The 26806-nt window shown below is 47.7% G+C and carries 28 protein-coding genes, 2 tRNA genes, 1 other RNA gene and 1 pseudogene; 11 read left to right on the forward strand and 21 right to left on the reverse strand.

Annotated features, from left to right (window positions below; genetic code table 11):
* Positions 1-117: 117 nt before the first annotated feature.
* The 5 genes and pseudogenes from B0681_RS02755 to nfsA all read right to left on the reverse strand — a co-directional run bounded on the left by B0681_RS02755 (position 118) and on the right by nfsA (position 2520).
* Positions 118-194: transfer RNA gene (locus tag B0681_RS02755), tRNA-Met, on the reverse strand.
* A 163-nt stretch (positions 195-357) separates the two neighbouring features.
* Positions 358-762, reverse strand: an RNA gene (gene rnpB, locus B0681_RS02760) — RNase P RNA component class A.
* 19 nt (positions 763-781) lie between these two features.
* Positions 782-1033, reverse strand: coding sequence for a YfhL family 4Fe-4S dicluster ferredoxin (locus tag B0681_RS02765; protein ID WP_078317235.1), 252 nt, complete (start codon positions 1031-1033; stop codon positions 782-784).
* Between the two features lie 2 nt (positions 1034-1035).
* The gene (gene coaD / locus B0681_RS02770; protein ID WP_078317236.1) at positions 1036-1530 is read right to left on the reverse strand and encodes a pantetheine-phosphate adenylyltransferase; all 495 of its coding nucleotides are present in this window, start codon (positions 1528-1530) and stop codon (positions 1036-1038) included.
* 208 nt (positions 1531-1738) lie between these two features.
* A pseudogene (gene nfsA / locus B0681_RS02775) lies at positions 1739-2520 on the reverse strand (oxygen-insensitive NADPH nitroreductase).
* 175 nt (positions 2521-2695) lie between these two features.
* Between nfsA and smpB the strand changes: the two are divergent.
* Complete coding sequence (gene smpB / locus B0681_RS02780) at positions 2696-3163, forward strand: SsrA-binding protein SmpB (protein WP_078317237.1); 468 nt, start codon at positions 2696-2698, stop codon at positions 3161-3163.
* 34 nt (positions 3164-3197) lie between these two features.
* Entirely contained in the window at positions 3198-3599 is a 402-nt protein-coding gene (locus tag B0681_RS02785; protein ID WP_078317238.1) for a VOC family protein, read from the forward strand.
* Positions 3600-3672: 73 nt separating this feature from the next.
* Here the strand turns inward: B0681_RS02785 and rarD are convergent, their stop codons facing one another.
* On the reverse strand, positions 3673-4632 hold the full coding sequence (rarD, locus tag B0681_RS02790) for an EamA family transporter RarD (protein ID WP_228143843.1): 960 nt from the start codon (positions 4630-4632) through the stop codon (positions 3673-3675).
* A gap of 151 nt (positions 4633-4783) precedes the next feature.
* On the opposite strand from rarD, the gene B0681_RS02795 reads away from it, so the two are divergent.
* Complete coding sequence (locus B0681_RS02795) at positions 4784-5251, forward strand: Lrp/AsnC family transcriptional regulator (RefSeq protein WP_228143844.1); 468 nt, start codon at positions 4784-4786, stop codon at positions 5249-5251.
* 11 nt (positions 5252-5262) lie between these two features.
* Entirely contained in the window at positions 5263-5895 is a 633-nt protein-coding gene (locus B0681_RS02800) for a hypothetical protein (protein ID WP_078317239.1), read from the forward strand.
* A gap of 2 nt (positions 5896-5897) precedes the next feature.
* On the opposite strand, the gene B0681_RS02805 is transcribed toward B0681_RS02800, so the two are convergent.
* The 3 genes from B0681_RS02805 to ligA are packed head-to-tail and all read right to left on the reverse strand — an operon-like array spanning position 5898 to position 9619.
* Positions 5898-6590: an NADPH-dependent FMN reductase gene (locus B0681_RS02805; protein ID WP_078317382.1), complete on the reverse strand. Its 693-nt coding sequence runs from the start codon at positions 6588-6590 to the stop codon at positions 5898-5900.
* Positions 6591-6610: 20 nt separating this feature from the next.
* Positions 6611-7495, reverse strand: coding sequence for a DMT family transporter (locus B0681_RS02810; RefSeq protein ID WP_078317240.1), 885 nt, complete (start codon positions 7493-7495; stop codon positions 6611-6613).
* A gap of 57 nt (positions 7496-7552) precedes the next feature.
* Positions 7553-9619 carry an NAD-dependent DNA ligase LigA gene (ligA, locus tag B0681_RS02815; RefSeq protein WP_078317241.1) on the reverse strand — a complete coding sequence of 689 codons (2067 nt, stop codon included), beginning with the start codon at positions 9617-9619 and terminating at the stop codon, positions 7553-7555.
* A 214-nt stretch (positions 9620-9833) separates the two neighbouring features.
* Between ligA and B0681_RS02820 the strand changes: the two genes are divergently transcribed.
* The gene (locus B0681_RS02820) at positions 9834-10856 is read left to right on the forward strand and encodes a PTS transporter subunit IIC (RefSeq protein ID WP_078317242.1); all 1023 of its coding nucleotides are present in this window, start codon (positions 9834-9836) and stop codon (positions 10854-10856) included.
* 134 nt (positions 10857-10990) lie between these two features.
* Positions 10991-11635 carry a uracil phosphoribosyltransferase gene (gene upp, locus B0681_RS02825; RefSeq protein ID WP_078317243.1) on the forward strand — a complete coding sequence of 215 codons (645 nt, stop codon included), beginning with the start codon at positions 10991-10993 and terminating at the stop codon, positions 11633-11635.
* A gap of 245 nt (positions 11636-11880) precedes the next feature.
* Here upp and B0681_RS02830 read toward each other — a convergent pair whose 3' ends face one another.
* From B0681_RS02830 to pstS, 11 genes are all read right to left on the reverse strand, one after another.
* On the reverse strand, positions 11881-12348 hold the full coding sequence (locus B0681_RS02830; RefSeq protein ID WP_228143845.1) for a hypothetical protein: 468 nt from the start codon (positions 12346-12348) through the stop codon (positions 11881-11883).
* A gap of 132 nt (positions 12349-12480) precedes the next feature.
* Positions 12481-13221 carry a hypothetical protein gene (locus B0681_RS02835; RefSeq protein WP_078317244.1) on the reverse strand — a complete coding sequence of 247 codons (741 nt, stop codon included), beginning with the start codon at positions 13219-13221 and terminating at the stop codon, positions 12481-12483.
* A gap of 42 nt (positions 13222-13263) precedes the next feature.
* The gene (locus B0681_RS10295) at positions 13264-13416 is read right to left on the reverse strand and encodes a transposase (RefSeq protein WP_114144940.1); all 153 of its coding nucleotides are present in this window, start codon (positions 13414-13416) and stop codon (positions 13264-13266) included.
* 821 nt (positions 13417-14237) lie between these two features.
* A tRNA-Gly gene (locus tag B0681_RS02840) sits at positions 14238-14313 on the reverse strand.
* Between the two features lie 119 nt (positions 14314-14432).
* Positions 14433-15923, reverse strand: a complete 1491-nt coding sequence (locus tag B0681_RS02845; protein ID WP_078317245.1) for a Ppx/GppA phosphatase family protein — start codon at positions 15921-15923, stop codon at positions 14433-14435.
* Positions 15924-15926: 3 nt separating this feature from the next.
* Positions 15927-16958 (reverse strand): phosphate regulon sensor histidine kinase PhoR, encoded by a 1032-nt coding sequence (phoR, locus tag B0681_RS02850; protein WP_078317246.1) that lies wholly within the window; start codon positions 16956-16958, stop codon positions 15927-15929.
* Positions 16958-17650 carry a phosphate regulon transcriptional regulator PhoB gene (gene phoB / locus B0681_RS02855; protein WP_078317247.1) on the reverse strand — a complete coding sequence of 231 codons (693 nt, stop codon included), beginning with the start codon at positions 17648-17650 and terminating at the stop codon, positions 16958-16960. The genes phoR and phoB overlap by 1 nt, the downstream gene beginning before the upstream one ends.
* A 206-nt stretch (positions 17651-17856) precedes the next feature.
* Positions 17857-18675, reverse strand: a complete 819-nt coding sequence (gene pstB, locus B0681_RS02860) for a phosphate ABC transporter ATP-binding protein PstB (protein WP_078317384.1) — start codon at positions 18673-18675, stop codon at positions 17857-17859.
* A 93-nt stretch (positions 18676-18768) separates the two neighbouring features.
* A complete protein-coding gene (pstA, locus tag B0681_RS02865; protein ID WP_078317248.1) occupies positions 18769-19641 on the reverse strand; it encodes a phosphate ABC transporter permease PstA in 873 nt (290 codons plus the stop codon).
* A gap of 11 nt (positions 19642-19652) precedes the next feature.
* Entirely contained in the window at positions 19653-20615 is a 963-nt protein-coding gene (pstC, locus tag B0681_RS02870) for a phosphate ABC transporter permease subunit PstC (RefSeq protein ID WP_078317249.1), read from the reverse strand.
* Between the two features lie 91 nt (positions 20616-20706).
* The gene (gene pstS / locus B0681_RS02875; RefSeq protein WP_078317250.1) at positions 20707-21843 is read right to left on the reverse strand and encodes a phosphate ABC transporter substrate-binding protein PstS; all 1137 of its coding nucleotides are present in this window, start codon (positions 21841-21843) and stop codon (positions 20707-20709) included.
* A 334-nt stretch (positions 21844-22177) separates the two neighbouring features.
* On the opposite strand from pstS, the gene B0681_RS02880 reads away from it, so the two are divergent.
* The 5 genes from B0681_RS02880 to B0681_RS02900 all read left to right on the forward strand — a co-directional run bounded on the left by B0681_RS02880 (position 22178) and on the right by B0681_RS02900 (position 25964).
* Entirely contained in the window at positions 22178-22999 is an 822-nt protein-coding gene (locus B0681_RS02880; protein ID WP_199174113.1) for a M48 family metallopeptidase, read from the forward strand.
* Positions 23000-23021: 22 nt separating this feature from the next.
* Positions 23022-23339: a BolA family protein gene (locus B0681_RS02885; protein WP_078317252.1), complete on the forward strand. Its 318-nt coding sequence runs from the start codon at positions 23022-23024 to the stop codon at positions 23337-23339.
* 81 nt (positions 23340-23420) lie between these two features.
* The gene (locus tag B0681_RS02890; protein ID WP_078317253.1) at positions 23421-23816 is read left to right on the forward strand and encodes a hypothetical protein; all 396 of its coding nucleotides are present in this window, start codon (positions 23421-23423) and stop codon (positions 23814-23816) included.
* A 3-nt stretch (positions 23817-23819) separates the two neighbouring features.
* Positions 23820-25517 (forward strand): SulP family inorganic anion transporter, encoded by a 1698-nt coding sequence (locus tag B0681_RS02895; RefSeq protein WP_078317254.1) that lies wholly within the window; start codon positions 23820-23822, stop codon positions 25515-25517.
* Between the two features lie 114 nt (positions 25518-25631).
* The gene (locus B0681_RS02900; protein ID WP_078317255.1) at positions 25632-25964 is read left to right on the forward strand and encodes a beta-lactamase hydrolase domain-containing protein; all 333 of its coding nucleotides are present in this window, start codon (positions 25632-25634) and stop codon (positions 25962-25964) included.
* A 63-nt stretch (positions 25965-26027) separates the two neighbouring features.
* Here B0681_RS02900 and B0681_RS02905 read toward each other — a convergent pair whose 3' ends face one another.
* Positions 26028-26756 carry an RluA family pseudouridine synthase gene (locus B0681_RS02905; RefSeq protein WP_078317256.1) on the reverse strand — a complete coding sequence of 243 codons (729 nt, stop codon included), beginning with the start codon at positions 26754-26756 and terminating at the stop codon, positions 26028-26030.
* Between the last annotated feature and the right edge of the window lie 50 nt (positions 26757-26806).

A 26806-nucleotide genomic window follows, 5' to 3' on the forward strand; every position in this document is an offset into this window, starting at 1 on the left:
AGCTTTTTTTGAATTTTTTGATCTGTTGAAATTTAATTAATTTCGTCAGGTCAGAATGCTTATTATAATGATTTAAAATTGAATGTCAAGCACTAATTTTAAAATTTTTATAATATTTGGTGGCGATGAAGAGACTTGAACTCTTGACCTCACGATTATGAGTCGTGCGCTCTAACCAGCTGAGCTACATCGCCGTTACAGGACGCAAATTATAGCACAAAGTTTACCCTTGTCAACAACAATTTGACAAAAATTTGTGATTTTGCAAAATTTTTGTGATGTTATGGATAACCATCACAGTTGAGAGACGATTTGGGCTATATTTTCCCAGTAATCGCCACTTTAAACTACTATAAATAAATTGGCAAACCGATAAGCCGGGTTCTGTCGTGGACAATCATTCATCTAGGCGTGCCATCGCTGACACGCTCGAGCAACCTACCCGTATCCTCGGCGGGCAACCGATTGGACACCTATTTGGTCTTGCTACGCGTGGAGTTTACCTTGCCATGAGCTGTTGCCAGTCATGCGGTGGGCTCTTACCCCACCGTTTCACCCTTACCGTGCCGATTGGCGTTGGCGGTCTGTTCTCTGTTGCACTGGTCGTAGGCTTTCGCCCCCTAGCCGTTAGCTAGCACGCTGCCCTGTGTAGCCCGGACTTTCCTCCCTCCGACCACTGAATTTAACTGTATTTGCATGGGTATAGCAACTTATCATGCCAATTAAATTGAGTGGTCGGACAGCGATTGTCTGGTCTGCCAAGTGTTGATTATAGCACAGATTAGGCGTTTGCGGTGAGTTTTTGGTACTTTGCCATCAGCTCATCTTGCGTCTCTGGATGCTCGGGATCTTTTGGGATACAATCGACAGGGCAAATATCCACACACTGCGGTGTGTCATGATGCCCGACACATTCTGTACACAGTGCTGGATTAATCACATAGATATCCTCGCCTGCATAGATGGCATCATTGGGGCAAACAGGTTCGCAGACATCGCAGTTGATACATTCTTCGGTGATTTTTAGTGCCATAATTACCCCTTGTTGGCAAATTTATTGGCAAAACCATCAAGCACGACAGGCGGGACAAATTTACTGACATCGCCGCCAAGCTTTGCCACTTCACGCACCAGTGTCGATGATACGAATGAATATTCCTGCGACGGTGTCAAAAATACCGCTTCAAACTGCTCATCTAAGCTGCGGTTCATGCTTGCCAAGCCAAATTCGTATTCAAAATCGCTCACCGCTCGCAGCCCACGAAGCACCGCACTCGCTTTTTGTTCACGCGCGAACTCAACCAGCAAGCCTTCGAATGGCACAACTGAAATCTTTGGGTTGTCAAAGGATGCTTTGACCATCGCCACCCGTTCATCAAAATCGAACAAGGGTTTTTTGTGATGGGCAAAAGCCACTGCAATCACCACTTCATCAAACAGTTTGAGTGCACGATTGACCAAGTCAATATGTCCATTGGTGATTGGGTCGAATGTTCCTGGATACAGCACGCGTCTTGGCGTTTGGCTCATAATGGCCGCCTTATGATTATCAATAAAATGACTATGGTAACAAATTTTGGATATGATGAGAATATTTGCAGATGATTTTGGTACAATTTCTATCACAAAAAAGCAGAACGGCGATCACTGTGCCATTCTGCTTTTTTGCGTACATTTTGATTAGCTTGGTAAATCAGCAAAGCACTTAGCTGTCATGATGATTGATAAGCCAATACGCTTAGCGTTTGCAAAAACCTTGCTCTTGTAAATACTCAAGCATAAACGGACGCACATCTCCGCCAAAAGTGCTGGCGATTTGGTCTTTCCAATCCATCTCGATGCCACGGCCATTATAGTAGCCCTTGACCACTTCATTATAAGCCGCCAAGGTCTCATCGCTGGCCACTTGATAAGTGTCGGTCGATACCAAAACATCCAGCGGTAGGCGTGGGCGTTGAGATTGGTTGATTTTTGATGACATATCAGGATGGCCTAAGCACAAACCAAACAACGGCACGACGTGCTTTGGCGTGCCCAAAATTTCACCTGCACGGCGAATGTCATTACGCAAACTGCCAATAAACACACCGCCAAGCCCTAGGCTCTCGGCGGCAGCTAGGACATTTTGTGCCATCAAAGCAGCATCAATCGCACCAATCACCGCCACTTCTGTCCAATCGGTCTGTACATCCGCCAGCTGATTATGACGGTGTGCATCCATACAAAATACCAAATATTCAGCACAGTCTTCGACATAACCATGGCCCAATCGCTTGCCATCCGCCAGTGCTTGATTGTACTGATCTTCGCTCATATCACAAGAAATCTGACGCAGTGCGGTACGCTTGGCAGGATCGACAACTCGGATGATGCTCGTTGCCTGCAAAAAATCGATGTTGACACTGCACGGCCTGCTTCAAGCACAGCAGTGAGCATCTCATCAGAAATCGGCTCGCCGGTGTATTTGCGAATTGAGCGGTGATCTAGCAGGGTTTGCAGGGTTGGTTTGCTGTCTAGCATGGGATTTCCTTGATGACTATGATGAATGATAACTGTTGATGGCATATTAGCAAAATTTTACCCATCGATGCAAGCATGGGTTTGGTCAAATTGGAATTTGGCAAATCTCGCCCATTTGCCAAAAATTTTGTTATAATGCCATCAATCAGCAAATTTAAAAGTATTAGGATAACACATGGCAAAAAAACCAAGCAATCAAATCTGCGCCAACAAAAAGGCACGGCATGAGTTTTTTATCGAAGAAACGTTTGAAGCAGGCCTTGTGCTTGAAGGCTGGGAAGTCAAATCCATTCGTGCAGGCAAAATGAGCATTACCGAAAGTTATGTGATTTTTAAAAATGGCGAAGCGTTTTTGTTCGGGGCGCACATCCAGCCACTATTGACCAGCTCAACGCATGTGCATCCTGACAATATTCGCACGCGTAAACTGCTGCTCAATCGCCGTGAGATTGATAAGCTGTTTGGTATAGTCAACCAAAAAGGCTATGCGGTGGTGGCATTGTCATGTTATTGGAAAAATAGCCGTGTCAAATGTGAAATCGCCCTAGCTAAGGGTAAAAAGCTACACGACAAACGAGCGACGCTCAAAGATCGTGATTTTGCCCGTGATAAACAGCGTGGCTTTAAAAACCAAGGCTACTGACAAACTATAAATTCATGAACAGGGATGAATCAGAATGAATATCACCGCCATTGACCATATCGTACTGACTGTGGCTGATATGGAGCGTACGATTGCGTTTTATACCCAAGTGCTTGGTATGACGCTAACTACCTTTGGCGACAATCGCAAGGCATTGTGCTTTGGGCAACAAAAATTCAACCTACACCAAAAAGGCAACGAAATCCTACCCAATGCCAAGCACGCCAACACAGGCACGATTGATATTTGCCTGCTGACCGACACGCCACTGGATCAAGTGATGGCGATTTTGCAGTCGCATGAGATTGAGATTCTAGAAAATGGCATCGTGCCACGCACTGGTGCAGTGGGCAAGATTCACTCGGTGTATTGCCGTGACCCTGATGGTAATTTGGTCGAGATCAGTCAATATGTCGATGACGAAATTGACAAATAAGTATCAATGAGTAAGCTGTGATAACTACTGATAGCAAAAAGCCGATTGTCAAACCAATCGGCTTTTTGGATGTTTAAGTATGCTTACCATCATGCTTTTTGCGATTGGTAAGTACGCCTTGGATAATCAGACACATCACCGCAAGCCAAATCAAGCCATAGCTAATCAGCATCGATGGGCTAAACACCGCACCCAGCACCGTGATGGACAAGAAAAACAAGAGCACAGGCTCAAGGTAGCTAAGCATCCCAAACAGGCTCACAGGCAGCAGTCGCCCTGCTTGTAGATTGGTCGCCATCGCAAGCACGCTGATTGCCCCAAGCCCCACCGCCTTGGCAAGCAGTACGCCATTTGACGCCACATCGATGGCATCCGTGCTGATGATCCAGATCAGACAAATCGGCGCAATGATGGACAAATCAAAAAATAGGCCTGTCAAAGCACGAATGCCCTGCTTGCGACGCATCACATAATAAATCGGATAAGTGCCACACACCCACAAAGTCGCAAAACTCACCCCACTCGTACGATAAATCTCAAACGCCACGCCTGCCGCTGCCAATACCACCGCCAGTGACTGCAGTCGGCTTAGGCGTTCACGAAACACCAAAAATCCAGCAAGCACCATCGCCAATGGGAACAAAAAATAACCCATCGACACCTGAATGCTCTGCCCATTGACCGGTGCCCACATAAACAGCCACAGCTGACTGGCAAGAATCGGAGTCGGCACAAGCAGATACAGCCATGACTTAATGCCCTTGATGGCGCCAATCTCAGCACGAAACTCTGCCATCTTGCCCGTCATCGCCAAAAACAACGCCAAGCACCCCCACATCATCACCATCCGCCACAAAAACACCTGCGTCCCTGACAGCGGTGCCATCCATTTGCCATACGCATACAGCACGCCAAACAGCACATTGGACAGTACCGCTAGGATTACTCCGATGACGATGGTGTTTTGCTTGAGCAATGAGACTTTGTGCATCAGTGCCAGATTCCCTGTGTATTTTTGGATCAGTGTGGTCATAAATTGGCTCGTTATCGGTGCGAAGTTGACGCTTATTGTAACAAGCCATCATGAGAATTTATCAGCATATTTTTGGCAGAATTTGAATTTATTTTGCAAAAATTCATAGATATTGATAAAATTTCTCATATTTTTGAAAAAAGTGACTATTATGCATACACTTGATGACATCGACAAAAAAATTTTAAATCTGTTACAAGACAATGCCACCTTACCGCTCAAAACCATCGCCGAAAAACTTGGCATATCCATCGCCACCACACAACGACGCATCAGTCAGCTGACCGATGCCAAAATCATCGAACGCACTGTCGCCATCGTCGATGCGGTGAAAGTTGGTCGCCCTTTGACTGTGCTTGTGCTGATTAAGATGGTTAATTCAAACACGCCAATGCAGCACCGCTTTGAGCGGCTGATGGCGGCACATCCGCAGGTGATGAGCTGTTATGAGATCTCAGGGGATTATGATTTTGTGCTGATCGTCGCCAATCAAGATATGCAAGACTATCACCGATTCACTCGCCAAAATCTCACTGGCGAGAATAATGTAGCAACTTTTAATAGCCAATTTGTGATGAATTCGGTAAAATCTAGCACCAAACTTACGCTGGATATCTAATCGGGGGAATTATGTCAATCAGTCAACACGCCATCGCCATCATCTGTGCATCGCTTATGCTTGTCGCTTGTGCCGATAATAGCGAAAAAAACTTACAACAAGCCGCTGCTGTCAGTACTGATCATACAACAGCCGGCACCAATGATGAAACGCAAAGTGCAAACACCGAGCAAGGCACGGATCCGCACGATGTCGATGCGTTATTAAAGGAACTCAAGGCAGCTGATGTCACCACCCAAGATGCCGATACGCCGACCGCCAAACCCATAACCACCGCCGATGGCAAAACCCAAATTGACTGGTCATATATCGATACCAAAACCGAGCGTGTGGATGCAGGCAGTTTTGCTTATCCCTTTGCCAAAGATTCACAACCTGTGATGAACTATGCCAAAGCCTATAACCTAAGCCCAGAACAAGCACAGTACGCCATGACACTATCCATGGCAAGCCCTGAAGCATTGGGTAAAATTCTAGACCAGCTGACTGGCAAATACATCGCCCACAGCTTTCGCGATGGCGACAAACCTGCACTCATCATCCAAGTCACACCTGATGTCGTCAACGAGACGCATGAGTATGTGATTGCCGATAAATTTGCCGAAGGCTTGGTGCTGCCGATTGAGATTGTCTCGGCTAAGTAAGCTTATAAAATATCAGCTTCGTGGTCGTCTTCGGATACTGGAGCATCTCGCTCATCGGGGCGGTGAGCAAATGGTGGCGTCAGCTTGTGCGGATTTGTCATGCGACGCTGATTTTGGCTTGCCACCGCCCACCAATGCAGCTGCAAAAAAGTCCGCTGTAGATACTGCTGCCAAGATGACGCATCAACACCTTGCAGATAGTTGCCCGACTCATCGAATACCTCATGTGCTTTGGGTATGTGTATCATCGCAGATACAGGCAAACAACCCAATTCTGCCAAAAAGGTACGCATATTCACCGCCGCTCTGGCACCACCCCATTGTCCCATTGAATAAGTCACAATAGCACTGCTCTTAAATCCAAATAACGAACTACCAAAATGATTCAACAAATCCATCAAAGCAGGACTCATCGAATGATTATATTCTGGACTGACCATCACATAAGCATCGGCTGATTGAATTTTTTGGGCAAGCATTTGCAATGGCTCAGGCGCCTGACTGGCACGATAAGCAAAATGTGGCTTAAAAATTGGCTCTAGCGGATAATCCAATGGGTCAATAATTTCCACGCTTACATCATCAAAAGTAGCTTGCAGGCACGCTTGGCAAGCTTTTGCCACTCGCTCACCAAGTCGAGATGGCGACGGCGGCGTACTTTGGCGTACCGAACCCAAAAAGATTAGAAATTTCATACCACACTCCAGATTATCCATCAATGCGCTGATTTTGCCTTAAGCGAACCCAGATAAATTGCCAACATCGTCAAGACCGCACCGCCCCACTGTAGCCCGCTGATGGCTTTATCCAGCCAAAAATAATCGAGCACCAACGCCGCCACTGGCTCAGACAGCAAGAGCAATCCTGTCAAAGCCAGACTCAGCTTGGGAATATTATACGCAATCAAACCCCACGCCACGCACTGCATCAGTGTGCCATAGACCATAATCCAGCCGATATCCGCCCATGTCGTCGGCATGATACGCCCAGCATCGACAAGCCACATCACAGGGGCGACCGCCGCCGCACCGCCGATACCCACCAGTGCCATCAGTGGCAATATCGCCACTGTCTGATACTGATGCGTCTGGCGTATCCAAGTCATCGAAACGGCAAGGCACGCCCCCGAAACAATACCTGAGACAAACCCCCAACCTGCTTGGATATTATGTGCAAACTCAGGACTGGCAATCAACCCCACACCGATGACGGCAAGTACAAGACTGATCAGCTGAAATTTGGTTTGTTTTTCTTGATAAAACACAAAACCAATGAACGCCAAAAAGAAAATCTGCAATGAGTTTAAGAGTGTCGAAATCCCTGGCCCCACCGCATGGATACTCTCATGCCACAGTGCCAAATCCGCCCCCAATGCCGCCCCTGATAGCAGCGCAAACAGCACGGCTTTTGGGTGTGTCGGAAAGGCTTGACGATAGCACTTGGCAAGGAATAAAAACACCAGTGATGAAATCAATAACCGCCAAAATGCCATCGCATACGAGCCGACAGACACGTGTGCCACGATCAGACTGCCCATGCCAAAAATCACACAGCCAACCACAAGCCCAAGCATGGCAACGCTTTGATTGGATGTTTTCATCAGTGCCTCCTGTGCAGTTTTTGCAAGTTATCCTTGAGTTTGTCTTTGGAATTTATCTTAAGAAAATTGTGACAACAATGCCAAAAACTCATCTTCGCTCACCACCGTCACACCAAGACTTGTCGCCTTATCAAGCTTACTGCCTGCTTTTTCGCCGGCAAGCAGTCGTGTGGTCTTGGCAGAGAGGCTACCAGCGACTTTGGCACCTAGTGCGACAAGCTTATCTTTGGCTTCATCACGCCCCATACTACCAAGCGTGCCTGTCACCACCCAAGTCTCACCCGCCAAAGGCAAATCAGCCTTGGCACTGGCATCCACCACTGGCCAATGAATCCCTGCCTCAAGCAGTGCATCCAGCACCTCGATATTGTGCGGTGCTCGGAAAAATTCATAAATCGCTTCTGCGGTCACCTCACCAATATCAGGCACGGCTTGTAATTGGGTCAAATCCGCCTGAATAATCGGCGCAAGGTCGCCAAATTCTTGGGCAAGGTTCAATGCCGTACTCTCGCCCACACCTCGAATACCCAGCGCAAAAATAAAGCGTGGCAAGGTCGTCGCTTTGGATGCTTCGATGGCAGATAGCATCTTGGTGACGGATTTTTCGCCAAGTCCTTCGATGAGCATCAGCTCGTCAGCACGAGTGTGGAGCTGATAAATATCCGCCACCGTCTTGACAATCCCCATCTCAAAAAACTTAATCAGCCACGATGTGCCAAGCCCATCAATATCCATCGCACGACGAGCGACGAAATGAATCAGCGCCTCTTGCTGCTGAGCTGCGCAGTACAGACCGCCTGTGCAACGAGCCAAAGCCTCGCCCTCAGGCAGTGCCACAGGCGAATCACAGACAGGGCAAGCGCTCGGCAAGCTGATCATTCGTGCATCCGATGGACGCAGCTCAAGAATATTGCCTGAGACCTTGGGGATGACATCGCCAGCTCGATGTACATTGACCATATCACCAATCATCAGACCAAGCCGTGTAATCTCACCAAAATTATGCAAGGTCACATTACTCACCGTCACGCCGCCGACATTGACAGGGTCAAGCTTACCCACCGGTGTCAGCGTACCGGTGCGTCCCACCTGCCATTCGACATCCAGTAGGCGTGTCGGCACAGTCTCTGCAGGGAATTTGTACGCTGTCGCCCAACGTGGCTCACGGCTCAAAAACCCCAATCGCTCTTGTAGAACTAGGCTGTTGACCTTGATCACCATGCCATCAATCTCAAAGGGCAAATTGGCACGGTTTGCGATGGTGTCTTGATAAAACTGCTGAATCTCATCAAAACTTGTCGCCACTTCAAACGGTGATGTCTCAAAGCCAAGCTGACTAAGATAAGCCATCGCTCCTGACTGCGTGTCGATGCCCTCTGGCAAGCCTTGGTTCACCGAATAACCAAAAAACGCCAGTGGGCGAGCCGCTGCGATGGCAGGATTGAGCTGTCTAAGTGAGCCAGCGGCGGCATTGCGTGGATTGGCAAAAGTCTTCTCGCCACGCTTTTGGCTGTCACGATTGAGCTTGTCAAAACCCGCCTTTGGCATCAGCACCTCGCCACGCACCTCAAGCAGCGCGATCTCAGCACAGCTTGGTAAAGATAAAGGCAGATTGCGAATGGTGCGAACATTGTGCGTAATATCCTCGCCCACTTGTCCATCGCCACGAGTGACCGCCTGCACAAATTGACCATGCTCGTATTTGAGTGACACTGCCAAGCCATCCAGCTTCAGCTCCATCTCGTATTCAGGTACTGTATTGCCCAATCGCTCATTGGCACGACGCAAAAAACCTGCCAAATCCTCAGCATCAAACACATTACCCAATGACAGCATCGGAATATCATGTGCCACCTGCGTAAAAAACGGCAACGGCTCACCGCCCACCGTCTGTATCGGACTATCCGCTTGGATCAGTGAGGGATGGTCAGTCTCAAGGGCGATCAGCTGTCGTCTTAAGCCATCATACTCACCATCGCTGATGGTCGGATTGTCCAGCACATAATAGGCGTGGTTGTGTCTTTTTAGAACATCGATCAAAGCACGCATCTGATCGATGATGTCAGCTGTCGCCTTATCATCAAGTGCGCCCACAGCATCTGCTTGTTTTGTCTGTTTTGTCATTATTGATCGCCATCAAAAAAGTATTAAAAAGTCATCAAAAGCTGTTATTTTAGCAGAAAATTGAGGGCGTATTTCATATTTGTACAGCCATCGGCACAAAATCCAACAACAAAAATTTGTCAGAATTGATGCGCATTTTTGGAGAATTTGGCTTATAATGTACAAATTTTAAGCAAATTTTGAGCAACTGCCCACGATTCACAAAGGATTTATCATGGCAAATTTTTCACTCAAAACCCATTTGGCACAACAAAACATCGTCATCTCATGGCAGCGATACGGCATCGAGGCGCTTAATTTTATGGCGCTGGGTTTGTTTTCTTCGCTGATTTTGGGCTTGATCATCAAAAACATCGGCACATGGACAAATCTGCCTTGGCTCATCGACATCGGCACTCAAGCCCAAAGCTTGATGGGTGCTGCCATCGGTGCAGGCGTGGCTTATGCCCTAAAAGCACCGCCTTTGGTACTGTTCACCTCGATCACCACAGGCTTTGCAGGCGCGGCAATGGGTGGGCCTGTGGGCGCATTCGTGGCGGCACTGATCGGTGCTGAGTTTGGCAAATTTGTGCATCGTACCGCACCGCTTGACATCATCGTCACGCCTGCCACCACGCTCATCACCGGCATGGCGGTCGCGGCCTTTATCAGTCCTGCCATTGATCAGATGATGGTGTCTTTGGGCGAGTTTATTATGTGGGCGGTGGAATTGTCCCCGATCGTGATGAGCATCGTCGTCGCGGTGGCGATGGGGCTGATATTGACCCTGCCGATCTCCAGTGCCGCCATCGCCATTAGCTTGGGTTTGGGCGGTCTGGCAGCAGGCGCGGCGACGGTGGGCTGCGCGGCTCAGATGATCGGATTTGCGGTGATGAGTTATCGGGATAATGGCATCGGCGGTGCGATGGCGTGCGGTCTTGGCACCAGCATGATCCAAATGCCCAATATCCTAAAAAACCTAAAAATCTGGCTGCCGCCAACGCTATCAGGCGCTGTGTTAGCACCGTTTGCCACAGCAGTGTTTGGCATGACCAACATCCCCTCAGGGGCTGGCATGGGTACCAGCGGTCTGGTCGGCCAGATCGGTACGCTCGATGCCATGGGTGCGACGCTCGGCACTTGGGGACTGATCGTCGCCTTTCATCTGCTACTGCCTGCGCTGCTGACTTGGCTGATTGCTCAGATTTTTTATAAAAAAGGCTGGATCAAGGCAGGCGATCTGCGCTTGGATAAATAAGCGTGCCAGATCCACAGCCTTGGTCGTTGATGCCGACGCCCAAGCAAACAGAGGGTGCAATTTGTTGGGAAAGTTGGTATCATTAGCAGCGACGCCGCCGACTGATGGCGGTCAATGATTATTAAGGCAACATTATGACCACCTCATTAAATATCCAAGTCATCGATCACCCATTGGTGCGCCACAAGCTGTCATTGATGCGCGAAAAAGACACCAGTACTTATAAATTTCGTACGCTGACCAACGAGCTGGGTCGCTTGATGGCCTATGAAGCCAGTCGCGATTTTGAAATCGAAACCTTCACCATGCAAGGCTGGTGCGGTGAGATCACTGGCGAACAAATCAAAGGCAAAACCGTCACCGTCGTGCCGATCCTGCGCGCAGGTCTGGGTATGCTCGACGGCGTGCTGGATCTGCTACCGACTGCCAAAATCTCAGTCGTCGGACTACAGCGTGATGAAGAGACGCTGGAGCCTGTGCCATTTTTTGAGAAATTCGTCAATGACATCGATCGCCGCCCTGCCCTGATCCTAGATCCGATGTTGGCCACGGGTGGTAGCATGGTCGCCACCATCGATATGCTAAAAAAACACGGCTGCACCAACATCAAAGCCCTAGTGCTGGTGGCTGCCCCTGAAGGCGTGCGTTTGGTTAATGAAGCACACCCTGATGTCAAAATCTACACCGCTGCTCTAGACAGTCACCTAAACGAAGATGGTTATATCATCCCAGGTCTGGGTGATGCAGGTGATAAGATCTTTGGCACCAAGCAATTATAAGTGATGAAAGACATGTGCAGGTGATACTAAGTATTGCCTGCATTTTTATTGCCCAAACTTATCAGTCATGATAAGCAGACTCGGTGCGTGTTACACGCTCTACTGCACCAAAGCTTCGTCTTGATCGCCTCATGGTTTATCCTCATTTTGTACCAGTACATAGACACCCGCACCCTAGATTAATGGTGCGCTGTGCGCACCCTGCTGTACTGCGTTTGAGGTCAGACCATTATGTCTAGGCATTGTTACAAACCCCACCTATCAAAATGATTTTCCAGTATCTGTTTAGTACCACTGCTATAATACCAATCATTATAGTTTCCAATTACCTCAAGAGTAAATTCTCCATTCTTGATATGATAATAACACAAGCCTCTTCCAGGAATCTTTCTTGATGAATCCTTTGAGCACCATGAGTAGTAATCATTATTTACATCTTGCAGATGTGATAGATCGTTTGGAAATTCGCCATACAAACTTTTATATTGCTCTATATTTTCTAGTAAAAAATAAAATCTAGTTTGTGTTTGATTTTTTGATTCTTGCTGCAATAAGATATTGAATATTAACAAAATTATTAACAATGCAAAACTTAAAAAAATGAAATTTTTAATTTTTATTTTAAATAATTTTGCCAATATAATAGATGCAGAAATGATAATAATCCACATTGAAAATGCATAAAAATATGGCAGTAATTCTAATTTCATCATATTATTTATTTTGTAAATAATGGCTTTATTGTCTTATTGGTTATTCCTGAATACTTTCTCATATCCTTTTCTGGTAGTGCGTACAACGCACCACTGAAACAGATTTATGGTTCGTTGTACGCACCTTGCCACTTAATTATCGTTATTGCTTTCCACACCAACCTCTTCATCTTCTCTCTTTGCAACAATAAAAAAGCATTCATCTACATCTTCTAATATATAAGCCATAGTGCGAGCGAGATAAAAACAACGATTTCTAATTCTAAAGAGCATATATGACATCTTGTAATCATCATCTAGGAGCATAAAGTCATTTAAAAGACGACATTCATCGATCAATATTTCTAATCCGTACCCCAAATCCATAAAATACCATGTATAATCATGCGTGACTTCAGAAACTTTCGTGTCTGAATTTTGCATATTACTTGCCATGATTTGTATAAGATTACGCTGGAAGTCCATAAGAAAATCAAAATACTCAAATCCAAACACTTTATAAGTCATTGGCGTCTGATCAAATTCCACAAGACCATATTCTATTGGTTTAACAGTGTGGAAATTTCTATCATGCAAAGCAAGGTTTCTCATGCTTTCTACAATACAAGCTAGGGCGTGTTGAAGTTGACCTAACCACACCTGAATCATGGTAAAATTGCTTGACTTTATTTTTGTCTTATCTGCAGCATAAGCGTTGTTAAAGTCATTAATTCCTTTTTTTAACTTGGAAAACTCATTACAAAAGTTATGATTCCAATCAGTAGTAAAATCAAATGGTAGCTCTCTTAGATCTTTCACTCCCAAGCCCATGAGTTTGTATTTGTAAATAATGGCATCTCTGAGTACATTTAGATTAAAAAGATTATCTTTCATTTCAGTTTCCTGTTTTCTTTTCCTGCCTTTTGGATTTTGTCGTCATTGACAGAACCATCGAGTGCGTAGGGTGCACAACGCACCATTGAAACAGATTTGCTTAGCAACATCAACAGCACGCTGATTTTGTTCTTCTATGGGTTTGACCATTTCTAGTTTAAATTCGTTGCTGTACTGCTTACGCTGTTTTGTCATGAGAAGTTACTCCTAGTTTGGGGTAGTACAACCTCTTATACGATGTCTGGGAATGTTGTACTGGTGCACATCAGTGTTAAGACTGGTGCCGATATTATACGCCAAATCACTGTTTTGCCCATAACTGTGGCGACAGTTTCGCCTTGATGATTATGATGGAATATTTCGTGGTTTAGGGTTTTTGCGACTCATATAACCTTACGTCATTATTGCGTTGCAATTCACATCTAGCAACTCCGCCAAGTTGTTCTATTTGGATATTGGTGTATTTTAATAGAGCATCTATTGAATAGTTGTACGTTACAGGATGCCAATACATCAAAAGACAAATGGAGACAACAATAAATATAATGTTGGTGGTTGATTTTTTGCGTTTAAAGAAAAACCAAAATAAGAAAAATAAAAAATTTAACAAAAACAAAATAGAGGATAACAGTAGGGCGACACCTACGGAGCTGTCCTGATAAATACATATTCCCTCGGAAATACCCCAAGAATCATACCTATTTAGAAAGAAAAATATAAGAAAACAAATGCAAATAGACAATACAGTATTGATTATTTTCATTTTATCAACTCTTTTATTCTGGACTTTCTTTTTAAGATACTGTCTGCGTATGAGGTATTTTGCATAATTTCTTCCCTTGTTAACTCCAGCCCTCGATTATATCTTGCACCAGCAATTCTAATATGTTCATCGCCCTGTACTGGTACAATTGTTTTAACTGTATTCGGTGGCTAGTAAGTCTTGGGTAGTCAGGGTGTTTGTGGTTTTAAACAACAAAAAAGCCCAAACCGTTCGATTTGGACTTTTTAAAATTTGGAGCGGGAAACGAGATTCGAACTCGCGACCCCAACCTTGGCAAGGTTGTGCTCTACCAACTGAGCTATTCCCGCTGATCAGCATTCGCTGTATGGGTGCGTATTATACAGGATAATTATCACGCGTCAAGCATTTTTTTTAATTTTTTGGAAAATTTTTCAAAATTATTGGCTTACAGCGTGATGCGGCAATATTAAGCGCCCATCACAGTCAGCTCAATGCCCCATTTGGCGAACCAATGCGCCTCGTCTTGGATGTTGATGACACAAGCTTGATGCTCAGGTCGATCAATCTTGACGGTGATGTGCCAGTGGTTGTCATCGACGGCAAGCTGTATCTGCTGCTTACTCAGCTCAAAGCGGCCATAATTGGCGACCACCGACAGCCGCAGCAGCAGCGCCAGATAGGATAATGCCACGCCACCAGCTTTGATGACTCGCTCGCAGTCATCCATATTGATGGCTCGGCGATGATAGCGCACCAACAGTGACAGCTTTTCTTGGTCGGTGCGAGAAAAACCCGCCATATCGGCATGCCTAAGCAGATAGCTGCCGTGCTTATGGTAGCCGCTGTGACCAATGGCCAAGCCCACTTCGTGCAAAAGCGCTGCCCTTTTTAGCATTTGCTCGCCGTCTGCTGGCAGCGACAGCGCGCTTTGGACTTGATTAAATAGTTGAGCGGCGGTTTTGGCGACGCGTTTGGCTTGTTTTTTATCCACCCCAAAGCGATCAATAATCGCCGCCACACTGTCATCACGCACATCATGAAAATCCATGCGCGACAACATGTCATACATCACACCCTCACGCAGCGCACCATCACAATAACGCAAAAGACGGATCCCAAAGACCTTCATGATCGCCAATAAAATCGCCACGCCTGCTGGGAAAATGGCCTTTCGATGTGCTTTTACGCCTTCCATCTCAATCTCATTGACATGCGCGCAAGCGATGAGTGAGGCTTTGAGCTGCTCAACACCTGCCAGCGTGATCTCTTCACCCAAGCCAAAGCCAGCCAGCGCCTGTCCGATGGTCTTGATGGTGCCTGATGAACCCAATGCCTCATCAAAGCCTGTTTTTTTATATAGACTGGCGAATTTGATGACTTCTTTTTGGGCGGCATAAATCGCCTTTTCAAAAGCCAATGCGCTGATCACACCATCCCCAAAAAACTGCTGACTAAAGCTGACTGCGCCAATTTGGGTGCTTTCGGTCAACAGCGGTGTGAAATTCTGGCCGATGATCAGCTCAGTTGAGCCGCCACCGATGTCCACCACCAGTCGCTGCTTATTGCTCGGACAAGTATGCGCCACGCCCAAATAAATCAGCCGCGCTTCTTCGCGCCCTGAGATGATCTCGATGGGTGCAGGCAAAATGTCATTGGCATGCGCGATGAAAGCTTGGCTGTTTGCCGCACGGCGCAGGGTGTTGGTCGCCACCACACGCAGATGCGCGCTGTTGACATCCCCAAGTCTGCCAGCAAAGCGCTGCAAGCACTCAAAGCCGCGCTCCATCACCGCAGGCGACAGCTGATTGTGCGCATCAAGCCCCATCGCCAGCTGCACTTTTTCGCTCATCGATGCCACGCGCTTTAATTGATCACCGTGTCGCTCTGCGATGGCCAGATGAATGCTGTTAGAGCCGATATCAACAGCGGCAAATCGTTGGGTGTCTGATAACGGCATGGGTCATATCGCCTGTGTCTGTGTGCTGATGATGTGGCTGCTTGGGAAGATGATGCGAAAAGTCGAGCCCTGCCCCTCTTTTGAGATGACTTGCAACCTAGCATTGTGCTTATTAAGCACATGTTTGACGATGGCAAGCCCAAGCCCTGTACCGCCTGTGGCACGACTGCGCCCACTGTCCACACGATAAAAACGCTCGGTAAGCCTGCCGACATGCTCCTCGCTGATGCCGATGCCATTATCCGTCACGCTCAAATGCACCTCTGCACCCACTTCCTCATAAATAATGTCAATCTCCCCACCCGCTGGCGTGTATTTGATGGCATTGAGTACCAGATTGCTGATCGCGCTGTACAGATACGCCTCGATGCCTAGGATGTTCTTATCGGTGTCCAGATGCACATCGATCAGATGCCCTGCTTGATTGCTGGCTTGAGCTTGATCAAATACCTGCATCAACAGGCGCGGCATGTTCACTGCCATCATCGGCTTGGTCTCATCGCTTTCAAGGCGAGATAGCATGAGCAGATCATTGATCAGATCATTCATGCGTACCGCTTGCTCTTGCATGAGCTTTAGGCCGCGCATCCATGCAGGCTTAATGTCCTCAGCCATGGTGAAATTTTCAAGATAACCCAAGATCACCGTCAATGGCGTACGCAGCTCGTGCGAGACATTGCCCACAAAGTCGGTGCGCATCTGCTCAAGCTGCTGCATGCGCGTGTGATCTTTGATGACGATGCTGACTTGGGATTGGTTCAGATAAATCGCAGTCAGCTGCAATAAGCTGCCTGTCAGATCCTGATGTTGGTAGAGAGTTAATGATGGCTCGGTCGCAGTCAATCGACCAATCTGCTGACAAAAATCCGCCCCAAAATAATCGATGCCAGACATCAGATCATCATCTGCAATGCCCAAGAGCGATCTGGCAGTTTGGTTGATAAAATCAATCGCCCAGTCAGTCGTATTGATGATGGTGATGCCATCATTGAGTGCGTGTAAGACTTGCTTAAAATCGACATCAGCTTGGCGCATTATCGTTGATCCGAAAAGCGATAACCTGTGCCGCGCACCGTCTGGATCAGCGTATCAGCGCCAAACGGCGCCAACAGCTTACGCAGGCGTCTGATATGCACATCGACTGTGCGCTCATCGATATACACATTGCCGCCCCAGACAGCATCTAAGATCTGCGCTCGGGTATAAGCGCGCTCGGCATGTGTCACAAAAAAGCACAACAAGCGATATTCGGTGCTGCTCATCACCACCTCCTCGCCATCGGCCATCACTCGCTGACTTGCGGTATTGATGGTGAGGTTGCCTGCCTGCATCGATTCTTTGCCCATGCCAGCGCCCGTGCGACGCAGCACCGCCTTGATGCGACTGATCAGCTCACGCGTGCTAAATGGCTTGGTGATATAATCATCAGCGCCAGCATCTAGGCCATAGACCTTATTATCCTCCTCACCTTTGGCGGTGAGCATGATGATGGGAATGTCGGCAGTGGTTGGGTTTTTTTTGAGCCTGCGCGCAAAATCGATGCCCGATTCGCCATGCGGCATCATCCAATCGAGTAGGATCAAATCTGGCGCCTCATCAACAACGGCAATATAAGCGCCTTGGGTATCGAACGCCTGCACCACCGAAAAATCCGACAGCTCCAGTGTATTGGCGATCAGCTCATTGATGGCAGGCTCATCTTCCACAACCAAGATTTTTGCACTCATAGAGGGCAGACTCCCTAACATATCCTTTGGATACAACAAATAAGGTTTTTGTGTATGAAATCGGGTAGATTGTAGCATAAATCTTCTTTCCTGACAGCCATCAATGAGGATTTGTGTGAATCTGGTTTTAAGGTTGGCAGATGCGGCACTCGATCCCATTGAACCGAGTGCGCTTGGCAAAAAACTTCGGATGCCGCTACAGAGAATCAGCCATGACGGCCAGCGATGTAGTCAGCGGTTGCCTGCACTTTTGGCGCATTAAAGATTTGTTCGGTTTTGCCCATCTCAATCATATCGCCAAGATACATATAAGCGGTGTAGTCCGAGCAGCGTACAGCTTGTTGCATGTTGTGCGTGACGATGGCGATGGTGTAGTCTTGTTTAAGATCATGGATCAGCTCTTCGATGGCGCCTGTTGAAATCGGATCGAGTGCCGATGTCGGCTCATCGAGTAGCAAAACCTCTGGACGGGTAGCGACAGAGCGCGCGATACACAGACGCTGCTGCTGACCACCTGAGAGCGATAGGCCAGATTTTTTCAGCTTATCTTTAACTTCATTCCACAGTGCTGACTTTTGTAGCGCCCATTCCACGCGGTCATCCAGCTCAGACTTTGACAAATTTTCATACAATTTTACGCCAAAAGCCACATTGTCATAGATTGACATGGCAAATGGCGTTGGCTTTTGGAACACCATCCCGACGCGTGCGCGCAGCAAATTGACATCGATGCGACTGTCTAAGATATTTTGGTCATCCAAGATGATCTCGCCAGTGGCACGCATGCCAGCATACAGATCATACATGCGGTTTAGGGTGCGAAGCAAGGTAGATTTGCCACAGCCTGATGGCCCGATAAATGCGGTGACTTTTTTGTCGGCGATGTCTAAGTTGATATTTTTAAGCGCCTTATAATCACCATAATAAAAGTCCAAATTACGCACCTGCACCTTGGCGGCAGTCTGCTCTTGAGTTTGGATTTGGTTTTTGCTGTCAACTTGACTGCCTGTAAACAAAGTATTCATGGTAGGATTGATGCTTTGGTTGAATGTATTCATGATAATTTTCCTCAAACGGTAGCTAAATTCGATCCCAAATCGGGCATCGCTATGGCTGAATTAATGGGCTTTAGCGGACAATGCACGGGCGATGATGTTCAATAGCAGCACCGCAAATGTGATCAATAAAGCCGCCGCCCAAGCCAGCGCATGCCAATTTTCATAAGGACTCATGGCAAATTGGTAAATGGTGTTTGGTAAGTTTGCCATCGCCTGCGACATGTCTGTGCTAAAGTATTGGTTATTAAGCGCGGTGAACAATAACGGTGCTGTCTCGCCTGCGATGCGCGCAAAGGCCAATAGTACACCTGTGATGACGCCTGCTTTGGCTGATTTTAGGGTGATCGAGCCGACCAATTTATACTTGGGTGCGCCCAATGCATAGCCTGCCTCGCGCAAATTATTCGGTACCAGTAGCAGCATGCTTTCGGTGGTACGAATCACCACAGGGATGACGATGATGGCCAACGCCACAACGCCTGCCCAGCCCGAAAAGCCGCGCCCTTGCACCATCAATGCAAACACGAACAGGCCGATGACGATCGATGGCGCTGATAACAGGATGTCATTCATAAAACGCGTGGCACGACCAAGCCAGCCACCTTGATCAAACTCTGCCAAATACACACCTGTCAAAATCCCGATCGGCGTACCCAGCGCAAGGCCTGCAAATGAAATCATCACCGAACCGACGATGGCATTTCTAAGGCCACCCTCTGCCATCGGTGGTGGCGTATCTAGGCTAAATACAGGCATCGTCATCAAGCCTTGAATGCCTTGAGCAAATAAAGTCACCAAAATCCAAGCCAACCAAAACAAGCCAAACACCATCGCCAACGCTGTCAGGCTCATGGCAATGCGGCTCATGGCACGGCGGCGATGATATTTTGGTAGATGAATGCGGCTGGTGAATGCCGATTTTTCACTAATCATGGTACTTATCCTCATCTTCCAGCTTGTTTGTCAATTTTCATCAGCATCAGCTTCGATGCCGATAAAACGATGAAACTGATCACAAATAGAATCAACCCCAGATGCAGCAATGATGACAGGTGCATCTCGCTAGAGGCTTCGGCAAATTCATTGGCCAGCGCCGAGGTGATCGAGACACCTGAGGTGAACAAGCTGGCATTGATGTTAAAGGTATTACCGATCAAAAAAGTCACCGCCATCGTCTCGCCAAGCGCACGACCTAGACCCAAGATCAAGCCACCGACGACGCCGACTTTGGTATAAGGCAGCACCACTTTGGTCACCACCTCCCAAGTCGTCGCACCCATGCCATAGGCCGATTCTTTGAGCATATCTGGCACCACCATAAAGACATCGCGCATGGTGGCTGCGATGAATGGAATGATCATGATGGCAAGCACAAGACCTGCAGTAAATAGACCGATGCCAATCGGTGCGCCCACGAACATTTGGCCGATGATTGGTAAGCTTGCCAAATTATCAATCAACCACGGCTGCACTGTTTCACCGAACCAAGGGGCGAACACAAACAAACCCCACATGCCATAAATGATCGATGGAATGCCAGCGAGCAGCTCGATGGCGATGCCCAGCGGTTTTTTCAAAAAATTTGGGCAAAGCTCAGTCAAAAACACCGCGATCCCAAAGCTGACTGGCACAGCGATCACCACAGCGATGATCGAGGTCACCAGCGTGCCATAAATCGGCGCCAAGGCACCAAATTCACCAGCGACGGGATCCCAATTACTGCTGGTATAAAAACTAAAGCCAAACTCACGAATGCTCGGCAGCGCCCCGATCACCAGCGATACCATGATACCGCCTAAGGTCAAAAGCACCAGTAATGCTGACAGCTTGGTCGTCCACACAAAGGCGCTATCCAGACGCTTTTGGCGCGCAAGCTTATTCATCAGGGCTGATTGTTGGTTGGTCATGTGGAAATTTCCTGTAAATCCTCTGACTGATTTGCCACTTAGACAATGGGCCTGTCTGACGACAAGCCGCATTGTGATCATTTATTATGGATTATTGTGCGTACACAGCGTTGCCATTGGCATCTTTGATCTCATTCCAGCTGGCCTTAAATAGGCTCACTGCTTGATCGCTGAATGGAACATAATCCAGATCCAGTGCCGACTGATCACCATTGGTGTAAGCCCAGTCAAAGAACTTCAGCACACCAGCGACTTGCTCAGGATTTTCTGGGTTTTTGTGTACGATGATAAAAGTGGCAGCAGCGATTGGCCATGCGCCTGCGGTCGCTGAGTTGGTCAAGACTTGGTTAAAGCCAGGTGCTTGTGACCAGTCGATGTCACCGGCAGCCGCGAAGCTGTCTGCTGATGGCTGTACAAATTCACCGGCAGCATTTTTCAGTGCCACATGCGCCATGCCATTTTGTTTGGCGTAGGCATATTCAACATAGCCGATTGAGTTTTTGATACGGCCAACATAACTTGCCACGCCTTCGTTACCTTTACCAGCAGCACCTGAGGCAGCGGTTGGCCATTTGATGGCTTTATCTACACCCACCGAGCTTGCCCAGTCGGTCGAGACTTTATTTAGATAATCGGTAAAGTTAAAGGTCGTGCCAGAACCATCTGAGCGAAATACCGTGGTGATGTCAGCATCTGGCAAGGTCAACTCTGGATTTAGTGCAGTGATGGCAGCGTCATTCCACTTGGTGATTTTACCAAGGTAGATATTCGCCAAAGTCTCGCCATCCAATTTTAGTGCGCCAGGCTCGATGCCATCGATGTTCACCACAGGGACGACGCCACCGATGACAGTTGGGAACTGTACCAGATTTTCTGCGGTCAGCTCTTCTACTGTTAGAGGCGCATCCGATGCACCAAAATCAACGGTCTTGGCGATGATTTGCTTGATGCCGCCAGATGAACCGATAGACTGGTAGTTCACTTGGCCGTTGGTGGCTGCACGGAAATCCGCTGACCACTTAGCATAGATAGGCTGCGGGAATGATGCGCCTGCGCCAGTGATATTGATGGCGACTTGCTCGGTGGCAGTAGGGGCGCTGTCAGCAGGTGCGGCGGTGGCTGGTGCTGGCTCTGTGGTTGCTTGTTGTGCAGTGTTGTTATTACCACAAGCGCTCAAAGCGATGGCTGCAACGACAGACAGGCTGATCAGTTTTAGATTGGTTTTCATCATGACTCCATGAATAAAGTTGGATAATTAAAAAGGAGGTTATCACTAAAGTTAAGCGTATTTTAGTGAGATCAGATGACGATTTGATGACTGATCAATGACGGTTTTGTGAAAATTAGATGACAGTTTTATGACAACACCTCACCACGCAAGATTACCAAGATCAAACTTTAGCCATCACAAGATCTTTGGATAAATTTGTGAATTTTTGTTGTTTTGGCTAGGATTTATGACAGGCTTTGGTTTATAATCGCTACAATAGATAACAACCGTTCATCTGTATGATGAACTCAGTGATGCTTGCCCATATGGCAAATAAAAAAGGATGATGACGATGAATACACTAAAAAAAGGCCTACTGACTGTCACTTTATCGGCAGCGGCGATTGCGCCCATTGCTGGCTGTAGCAGCACGACAAGTGCAGGCGCAGTCGGTGCTGATCGCAAGCAGCTGTTACTCGTGTCAAGTCAACAGATTCTACAACTCTCTAATCAAGCGTATCTTGAGACCATCAATGCTGCGCGCGCCAAAGGCAAGCTTGACACCAATTACGCCCAAGTGCAGCGTCTGCGCCGCATCGCCAATCATCTGATTCCACAGACTGCTGTATTGCGCCCCGATGCCACCAGTTGGGATTGGAAAGTACATGCCATCACCGACAATCAAATCAATGCCTATGTGATGCCGGGTGGCAAAATCGTCTTTTATACTGGCATCATCGAGCGCCTAAACCTGACCGATGCTGAGATCGCTGCCATCATGGGTCATGAGATGGCGCATGCACTGCGCGAACATTCACGCGAAAAAGCCAGCCGCGGCGTCGCCACCTCGAGCGCCATCGGTATCGCTGCCAGCGCCCTTGGCCTATCCAGCGGTCAAGCACAGTTGGTTGGTTTGGCAGGCGATTTGGGTCTGAACTTGCCGCACTCACGCACCCAAGAAGCCGAAGCTGACCGCATCGGGCTTGAGCTGATGGCGCGCGCAGGTTACAACCCTAATGCCGCGATCAGCCTATGGCAAAAGATGCAAGCATCAGGCGGTGGTTCAATGCCGCAGTTTTTGAGTACGCACCCAAGTTCAGCTAACCGCATCAGTAACTTACAAGCCTTGGTGCCGACAGTGATGCCGCTGTACGAAGCCGCCCCAAAACGCTAATACGACCAAGCCGAGACTGACGATGACAAACACCACCACTGCCCTACAATCTGCGATGGCTAGCCTTAGCCCCACCCATCTGACGCTAGAAAACGAAAGCCATATGCACGCAGGATACTTTGAGGGCAAAGAAAGCCATTTTAAATTGGTGATTGTAAGTCAAGCCTTTGATGGGCTGCGTCTGGCTGCTCGCCATCAAAAAGTCTATGCCGAAGTCGCCCCGTACCTGACAGCCAATGGCGGTACGGTGCATGCGTTGGCGATTCATGCTTATACGCCTGATGAGTGGGCAGGCATGACGCAGGCGCCTGACAGTCCGCTGTGTGCGTCCCGCCGTTAACTATTTTGGGCATTGCCCGTGTTGGCTTGGTAGGCTTAATATGCATGCCAAGCGTTTTTTCCTTGATATCAAAAGGTGTTTATGAAAGCATTATTCATCGCAGGCATCGCTGCTACGACAGTTTTGGCAGGCTGTGCCACCACAGGTCAAGTTGCTCCGCAATATGTCAATCCAACGACTTATCAAAACTATGACTGCAATACCTTGCAATCAGAAGTCACTCGTGTCACCAAATTGGTTGAGCAAACTCAAAACCAACAAATTGGCCTATCATCAACAGGTATCGGCATCGGCATTACTGGCGGTCGTCATGGCATCTACCCAACGATCAGCCTAGGCATGGGTAGTGGCAGCAGTCAGCGTGCCACCAAGCAAAATACCCTATCTCGCCTATACGGTGAGCATGATGCGATGATCGTCACCGCTCGCCAAAAAGGCTGTGCCTTTGCTCAAGGTATCAAAATCTACGGAGAATAATCCATGAGATTGCAAAATCTACTACCCAACTGGGTTTTGCAATTCATCGACTCACCTCGCACCGCCATCCCTGAAGTCTATGCAGGACTGATGATGGCGGTGCTTGTCATTCCCCAAAGCCTAGGCTATGCTGCCCTAGCAGGCCTGCCACCCATTATGGGTCTGTATGCGTCCATCGTACCTGTGATGGTTTATGCTTATATCGGCTCAAGCAGTGTCTCAGCCGTTGGACCTGTCGCAATCACCGCCATCATGACCGCTGGTGCTTTATCAAACTATGCCACGGGTAGTTTGCAGTATGTGTCACTTGCCATCACCTTGGCATTGATGGTTGGGGTGATTTTGTGGTTGGGCAGTCTGATTCGCTTGGGCTGGATCATGCAGTTCGTCAGTCGTGGTGTGGCGGCAGGCTTTATCAGCGGCTCAGCGGTACTGATTATCATCAGTCAGTTTAAGAATCTATTGGGCATCAATATCAATACCGATAGCCTAATTTCACTGACGACCAGCATCTATCAAAATACGCAGCCGATTCATCAGCTCACCTTGGCGATTGGGCTTGGAGCATTGGCATTGCTCATCATCAGTCGCTATGCCGAGCGGTGGGTGTGGGGCTGGCTACCGACACGACTGATGGGCTTTGGCAATCGGCTGTTTGTGATTCTTTTGGTTGCCTGTAGCATTTATTTGAGCGGGCAGTATCAGCTTGGCGAGCTTGGGCTGCGAGTGTTGGACGCACCACCGACAGGCCTTATGATGCCAAAACTGCCGATATTTGGCATCAATACGCTCATTGAGCTGTTGCCATCAGCATTATTGATTGCCTTAATTGCTTTTATCTCAAGCAGCACCATCTCAGCACAGTATGCTAGAGTGCGTGGCGAATCGTATGATGCCAGCCAAGAGATGAAAGGGCTTGGTTTTGCCAATATCGCAAGCGGACTGTTTGGTGGATTTGTGGTGGCAGGCGGGATTTCTCGCACCAGTCTCAACTTATCGGTGGGTGCCAATTCGCCTTTAGCATCGTTCATTTGTGCTGTCGGCATCTTATTGATTTTATTGTTTTTTGGTCAGTATTTGGCAGGACTGCCTTATGTCATCTTGGCAGCGGTGATTATCAGCTCAGTCTTTAGTATGATTGATACCAAGACGCTGATGGATGCGTGGCGATACGATCAAGCGGATGCTTTATGCTTTGTATTGACTTTTGGTACAGCGATCATCTTTGGGCTCAATGTCGGCTTGGTGGTTGGTCTGCTTGCCAGTTTTGCGATGATGGTATATCGCACACACCAAGTGCATATCGCCGTGGTGGGACGAGTGGGCGACAGCGAGCATTTTCGCAATATCCATCGGCATACAGCGACGACTTATGCAGGCTTGCTGTTATTACGCATCGATGAGAGCCTGTATTTTGGCAATGCCCAAACCGTGCACGCACAGCTGACTCAGCTGATGGCAGATGAGACGATTGATGACATTGTACTGATTATGACAGCGGTGAATCATGTCGATTTATCCGCCCAAGAGATGCTTTATGATTTTAATCAAGAATGTATCAAAGCAGCTAAGCGGCTGCACTTTGCCGAAATCAAAGGCCCTGTGATGGATGTGCTTAGACATAGTGCGGTGATTGAACAGCTGTCAGGGCAGGTATTTTTGAGCGTCAATCAGGCGGTGGCATCACTCAAACGCTCATAAGCTTATGCCAAATCAAGATTGCAAAGCGATTGGGATTTCGCTAATATATTCAAAAATTGAAAATCATATAGATTATAAAGTCATTTTTGGAATATTTATTTGCGGAAAATTGCCATGTCTCATCACGCCATCACACTGTATAAGCAAATTCACCCAAGCCAATGCCAAACCCTTGCCAATCTTGGTTTCAAAAGCCTGATTAACTTACGCTTTGATGATGAAATTGAGCATCAGCCAAGCCATAAGAGCATTCAGCACAGTGCCGAAGCTGTGGGTATTTGCTATGCACATCTGCCGATTGATGGCTCAGAATGCGTGGATAAGGCAATAGTGGCAAGCTTTGCGCAGCTGATTCATGAGCTGCCCAAGCCTGTGATGGTGTTTTGTGGAACAGGCGCACGAGCCAAACGCTTGTATCAGTGTGCTTTGATCTCTGGACTGATATGATTGTTCAAAAAAATGCCTGCATCCCACAAGATGACAGGCGTTTTTTTGGGCATAACTATGGTGCTAAAATGGCACATCACTTTGCCAATCCATCCACACGCCGTGCGTGGGGTGCTTTAGGCGTAGCTTGTGGGCGTGTAGGTTGAGTCGTGGCGAGAGTGCCAAGGCGGTATCTTCGGCATAAATCGGATCGCCAATCATCACATGGCCGATATGCACCATATGCACGCGCAGCTGATGACTGCGGCCTGTGATGGGCTTTAACGCCACTCGAGTGACTGGGTGCGATTTGCCAGTGCTGTCTTGGCGTAGTTCGTGATGCAGTACTTCATAGTGTGTCAAGGCACGCTTATCCCAATGCATATCCACGATGTGTCGCGGCTTGGTTGATGGCTCATAGCGAACTGGCACATCGATGACGCCTTTTTTATCATCCAGCACGATACTGCCCATGACCACCGCTTGATATTCTTTTTGGGGAATGCGGTCAATGAACTGCTTGCTGATATGCGTCTGTGCATCACTGTGCTTGGCAAAGATAATCAAGCCTGATGTGTCCATATCTAGCCTGTGGATGAGCTTGACTTCAGGGTTTACTCGTAGCAGTCGAGATTGTAGGCTTACCTTGAGTAGTCGCCCATCGACGCTCAATAGTCCAGCAGGCTTATCCAGCACCCAAATATCCTCATCTTCATAAATGGTGATGGATTTGGCAAAATCTTGAAAAAATTCAATCGGTTGGCTATTTTCACGCTCATTCATCTGAGCGATATCAGCATCAGTTAGGGTCATAATCAATTCAATCAATCGGTATCTTTGATAAATTCAATCGCCGCCATCAA

The organism is Moraxella porci DSM 25326, assembly GCF_002014855.1.
GTDB classification, from domain to species: domain Bacteria; phylum Pseudomonadota; class Gammaproteobacteria; order Pseudomonadales; family Moraxellaceae; genus Moraxella; species Moraxella porci.

What these genes read in the sequence shown, in the direction of transcription:
- B0681_RS02795 (WP_228143844.1), top strand. Translation starts at nt 4,784, where the DNA reads ATGCATACACTTGATGACATCGACAAAAAAATTTTAAATCTGTTACAA.
- B0681_RS02845 (WP_078317245.1), bottom strand. Translation starts at nt 15,923, where the DNA reads ATGCCGTTATCAGACACCCAACGATTTGCCGCTGTTGATATCGGCTCT.
- B0681_RS02885 (WP_078317252.1), top strand. Translation starts at nt 23,022, where the DNA reads ATGACAAACACCACCACTGCCCTACAATCTGCGATGGCTAGCCTTAGC.
- pstA (WP_078317248.1), bottom strand. Translation starts at nt 19,641, where the DNA reads ATGATTAGTGAAAAATCGGCATTCACCAGCCGCATTCATCTACCAAAA.
- B0681_RS02905 (WP_078317256.1), bottom strand. Translation starts at nt 26,756, where the DNA reads ATGACCCTAACTGATGCTGATATCGCTCAGATGAATGAGCGTGAAAAT.
- phoB (WP_078317247.1), bottom strand. Translation starts at nt 17,650, where the DNA reads ATGAGTGCAAAAATCTTGGTTGTGGAAGATGAGCCTGCCATCAATGAG.
- B0681_RS02880 (WP_199174113.1), top strand. Translation starts at nt 22,178, where the DNA reads ATGAATACACTAAAAAAAGGCCTACTGACTGTCACTTTATCGGCAGCG.
- B0681_RS02895 (WP_078317254.1), top strand. Translation starts at nt 23,820, where the DNA reads ATGAGATTGCAAAATCTACTACCCAACTGGGTTTTGCAATTCATCGAC.
- pstS (WP_078317250.1), bottom strand. Translation starts at nt 21,843, where the DNA reads ATGAAAACCAATCTAAAACTGATCAGCCTGTCTGTCGTTGCAGCCATC.
- ligA (WP_078317241.1), bottom strand. Translation starts at nt 9,619, where the DNA reads ATGACAAAACAGACAAAACAAGCAGATGCTGTGGGCGCACTTGATGAT.
- pstC (WP_078317249.1), bottom strand. Translation starts at nt 20,615, where the DNA reads ATGACCAACCAACAATCAGCCCTGATGAATAAGCTTGCGCGCCAAAAG.
- rarD (WP_228143843.1), bottom strand. Translation starts at nt 4,632, where the DNA reads ATGACCACACTGATCCAAAAATACACAGGGAATCTGGCACTGATGCAC.
- B0681_RS02810 (WP_078317240.1), bottom strand. Translation starts at nt 7,495, where the DNA reads ATGAAAACATCCAATCAAAGCGTTGCCATGCTTGGGCTTGTGGTTGGC.
- B0681_RS02820 (WP_078317242.1), top strand. Translation starts at nt 9,834, where the DNA reads ATGGCAAATTTTTCACTCAAAACCCATTTGGCACAACAAAACATCGTC.
- B0681_RS02900 (WP_078317255.1), top strand. Translation starts at nt 25,632, where the DNA reads ATGTCTCATCACGCCATCACACTGTATAAGCAAATTCACCCAAGCCAA.
- smpB (WP_078317237.1), top strand. Translation starts at nt 2,696, where the DNA reads ATGGCAAAAAAACCAAGCAATCAAATCTGCGCCAACAAAAAGGCACGG.
- B0681_RS02800 (WP_078317239.1), top strand. Translation starts at nt 5,263, where the DNA reads ATGTCAATCAGTCAACACGCCATCGCCATCATCTGTGCATCGCTTATG.
- phoR (WP_078317246.1), bottom strand. Translation starts at nt 16,958, where the DNA reads ATGCGCCAAGCTGATGTCGATTTTAAGCAAGTCTTACACGCACTCAAT.
- B0681_RS10295 (WP_114144940.1), bottom strand. Translation starts at nt 13,416, where the DNA reads ATGACAAAACAGCGTAAGCAGTACAGCAACGAATTTAAACTAGAAATG.
- B0681_RS02785 (WP_078317238.1), top strand. Translation starts at nt 3,198, where the DNA reads ATGAATATCACCGCCATTGACCATATCGTACTGACTGTGGCTGATATG.
- coaD (WP_078317236.1), bottom strand. Translation starts at nt 1,530, where the DNA reads ATGAGCCAAACGCCAAGACGCGTGCTGTATCCAGGAACATTCGACCCA.
- B0681_RS02765 (WP_078317235.1), bottom strand. Translation starts at nt 1,033, where the DNA reads ATGGCACTAAAAATCACCGAAGAATGTATCAACTGCGATGTCTGCGAA.
- pstB (WP_078317384.1), bottom strand. Translation starts at nt 18,675, where the DNA reads ATGAATACTTTGTTTACAGGCAGTCAAGTTGACAGCAAAAACCAAATC.
- B0681_RS02890 (WP_078317253.1), top strand. Translation starts at nt 23,421, where the DNA reads ATGAAAGCATTATTCATCGCAGGCATCGCTGCTACGACAGTTTTGGCA.
- upp (WP_078317243.1), top strand. Translation starts at nt 10,991, where the DNA reads ATGACCACCTCATTAAATATCCAAGTCATCGATCACCCATTGGTGCGC.
- B0681_RS02835 (WP_078317244.1), bottom strand. Translation starts at nt 13,221, where the DNA reads ATGAAAGATAATCTTTTTAATCTAAATGTACTCAGAGATGCCATTATT.
- B0681_RS02805 (WP_078317382.1), bottom strand. Translation starts at nt 6,590, where the DNA reads ATGAAATTTCTAATCTTTTTGGGTTCGGTACGCCAAAGTACGCCGCCG.
- B0681_RS02830 (WP_228143845.1), bottom strand. Translation starts at nt 12,348, where the DNA reads ATGATGAAATTAGAATTACTGCCATATTTTTATGCATTTTCAATGTGG.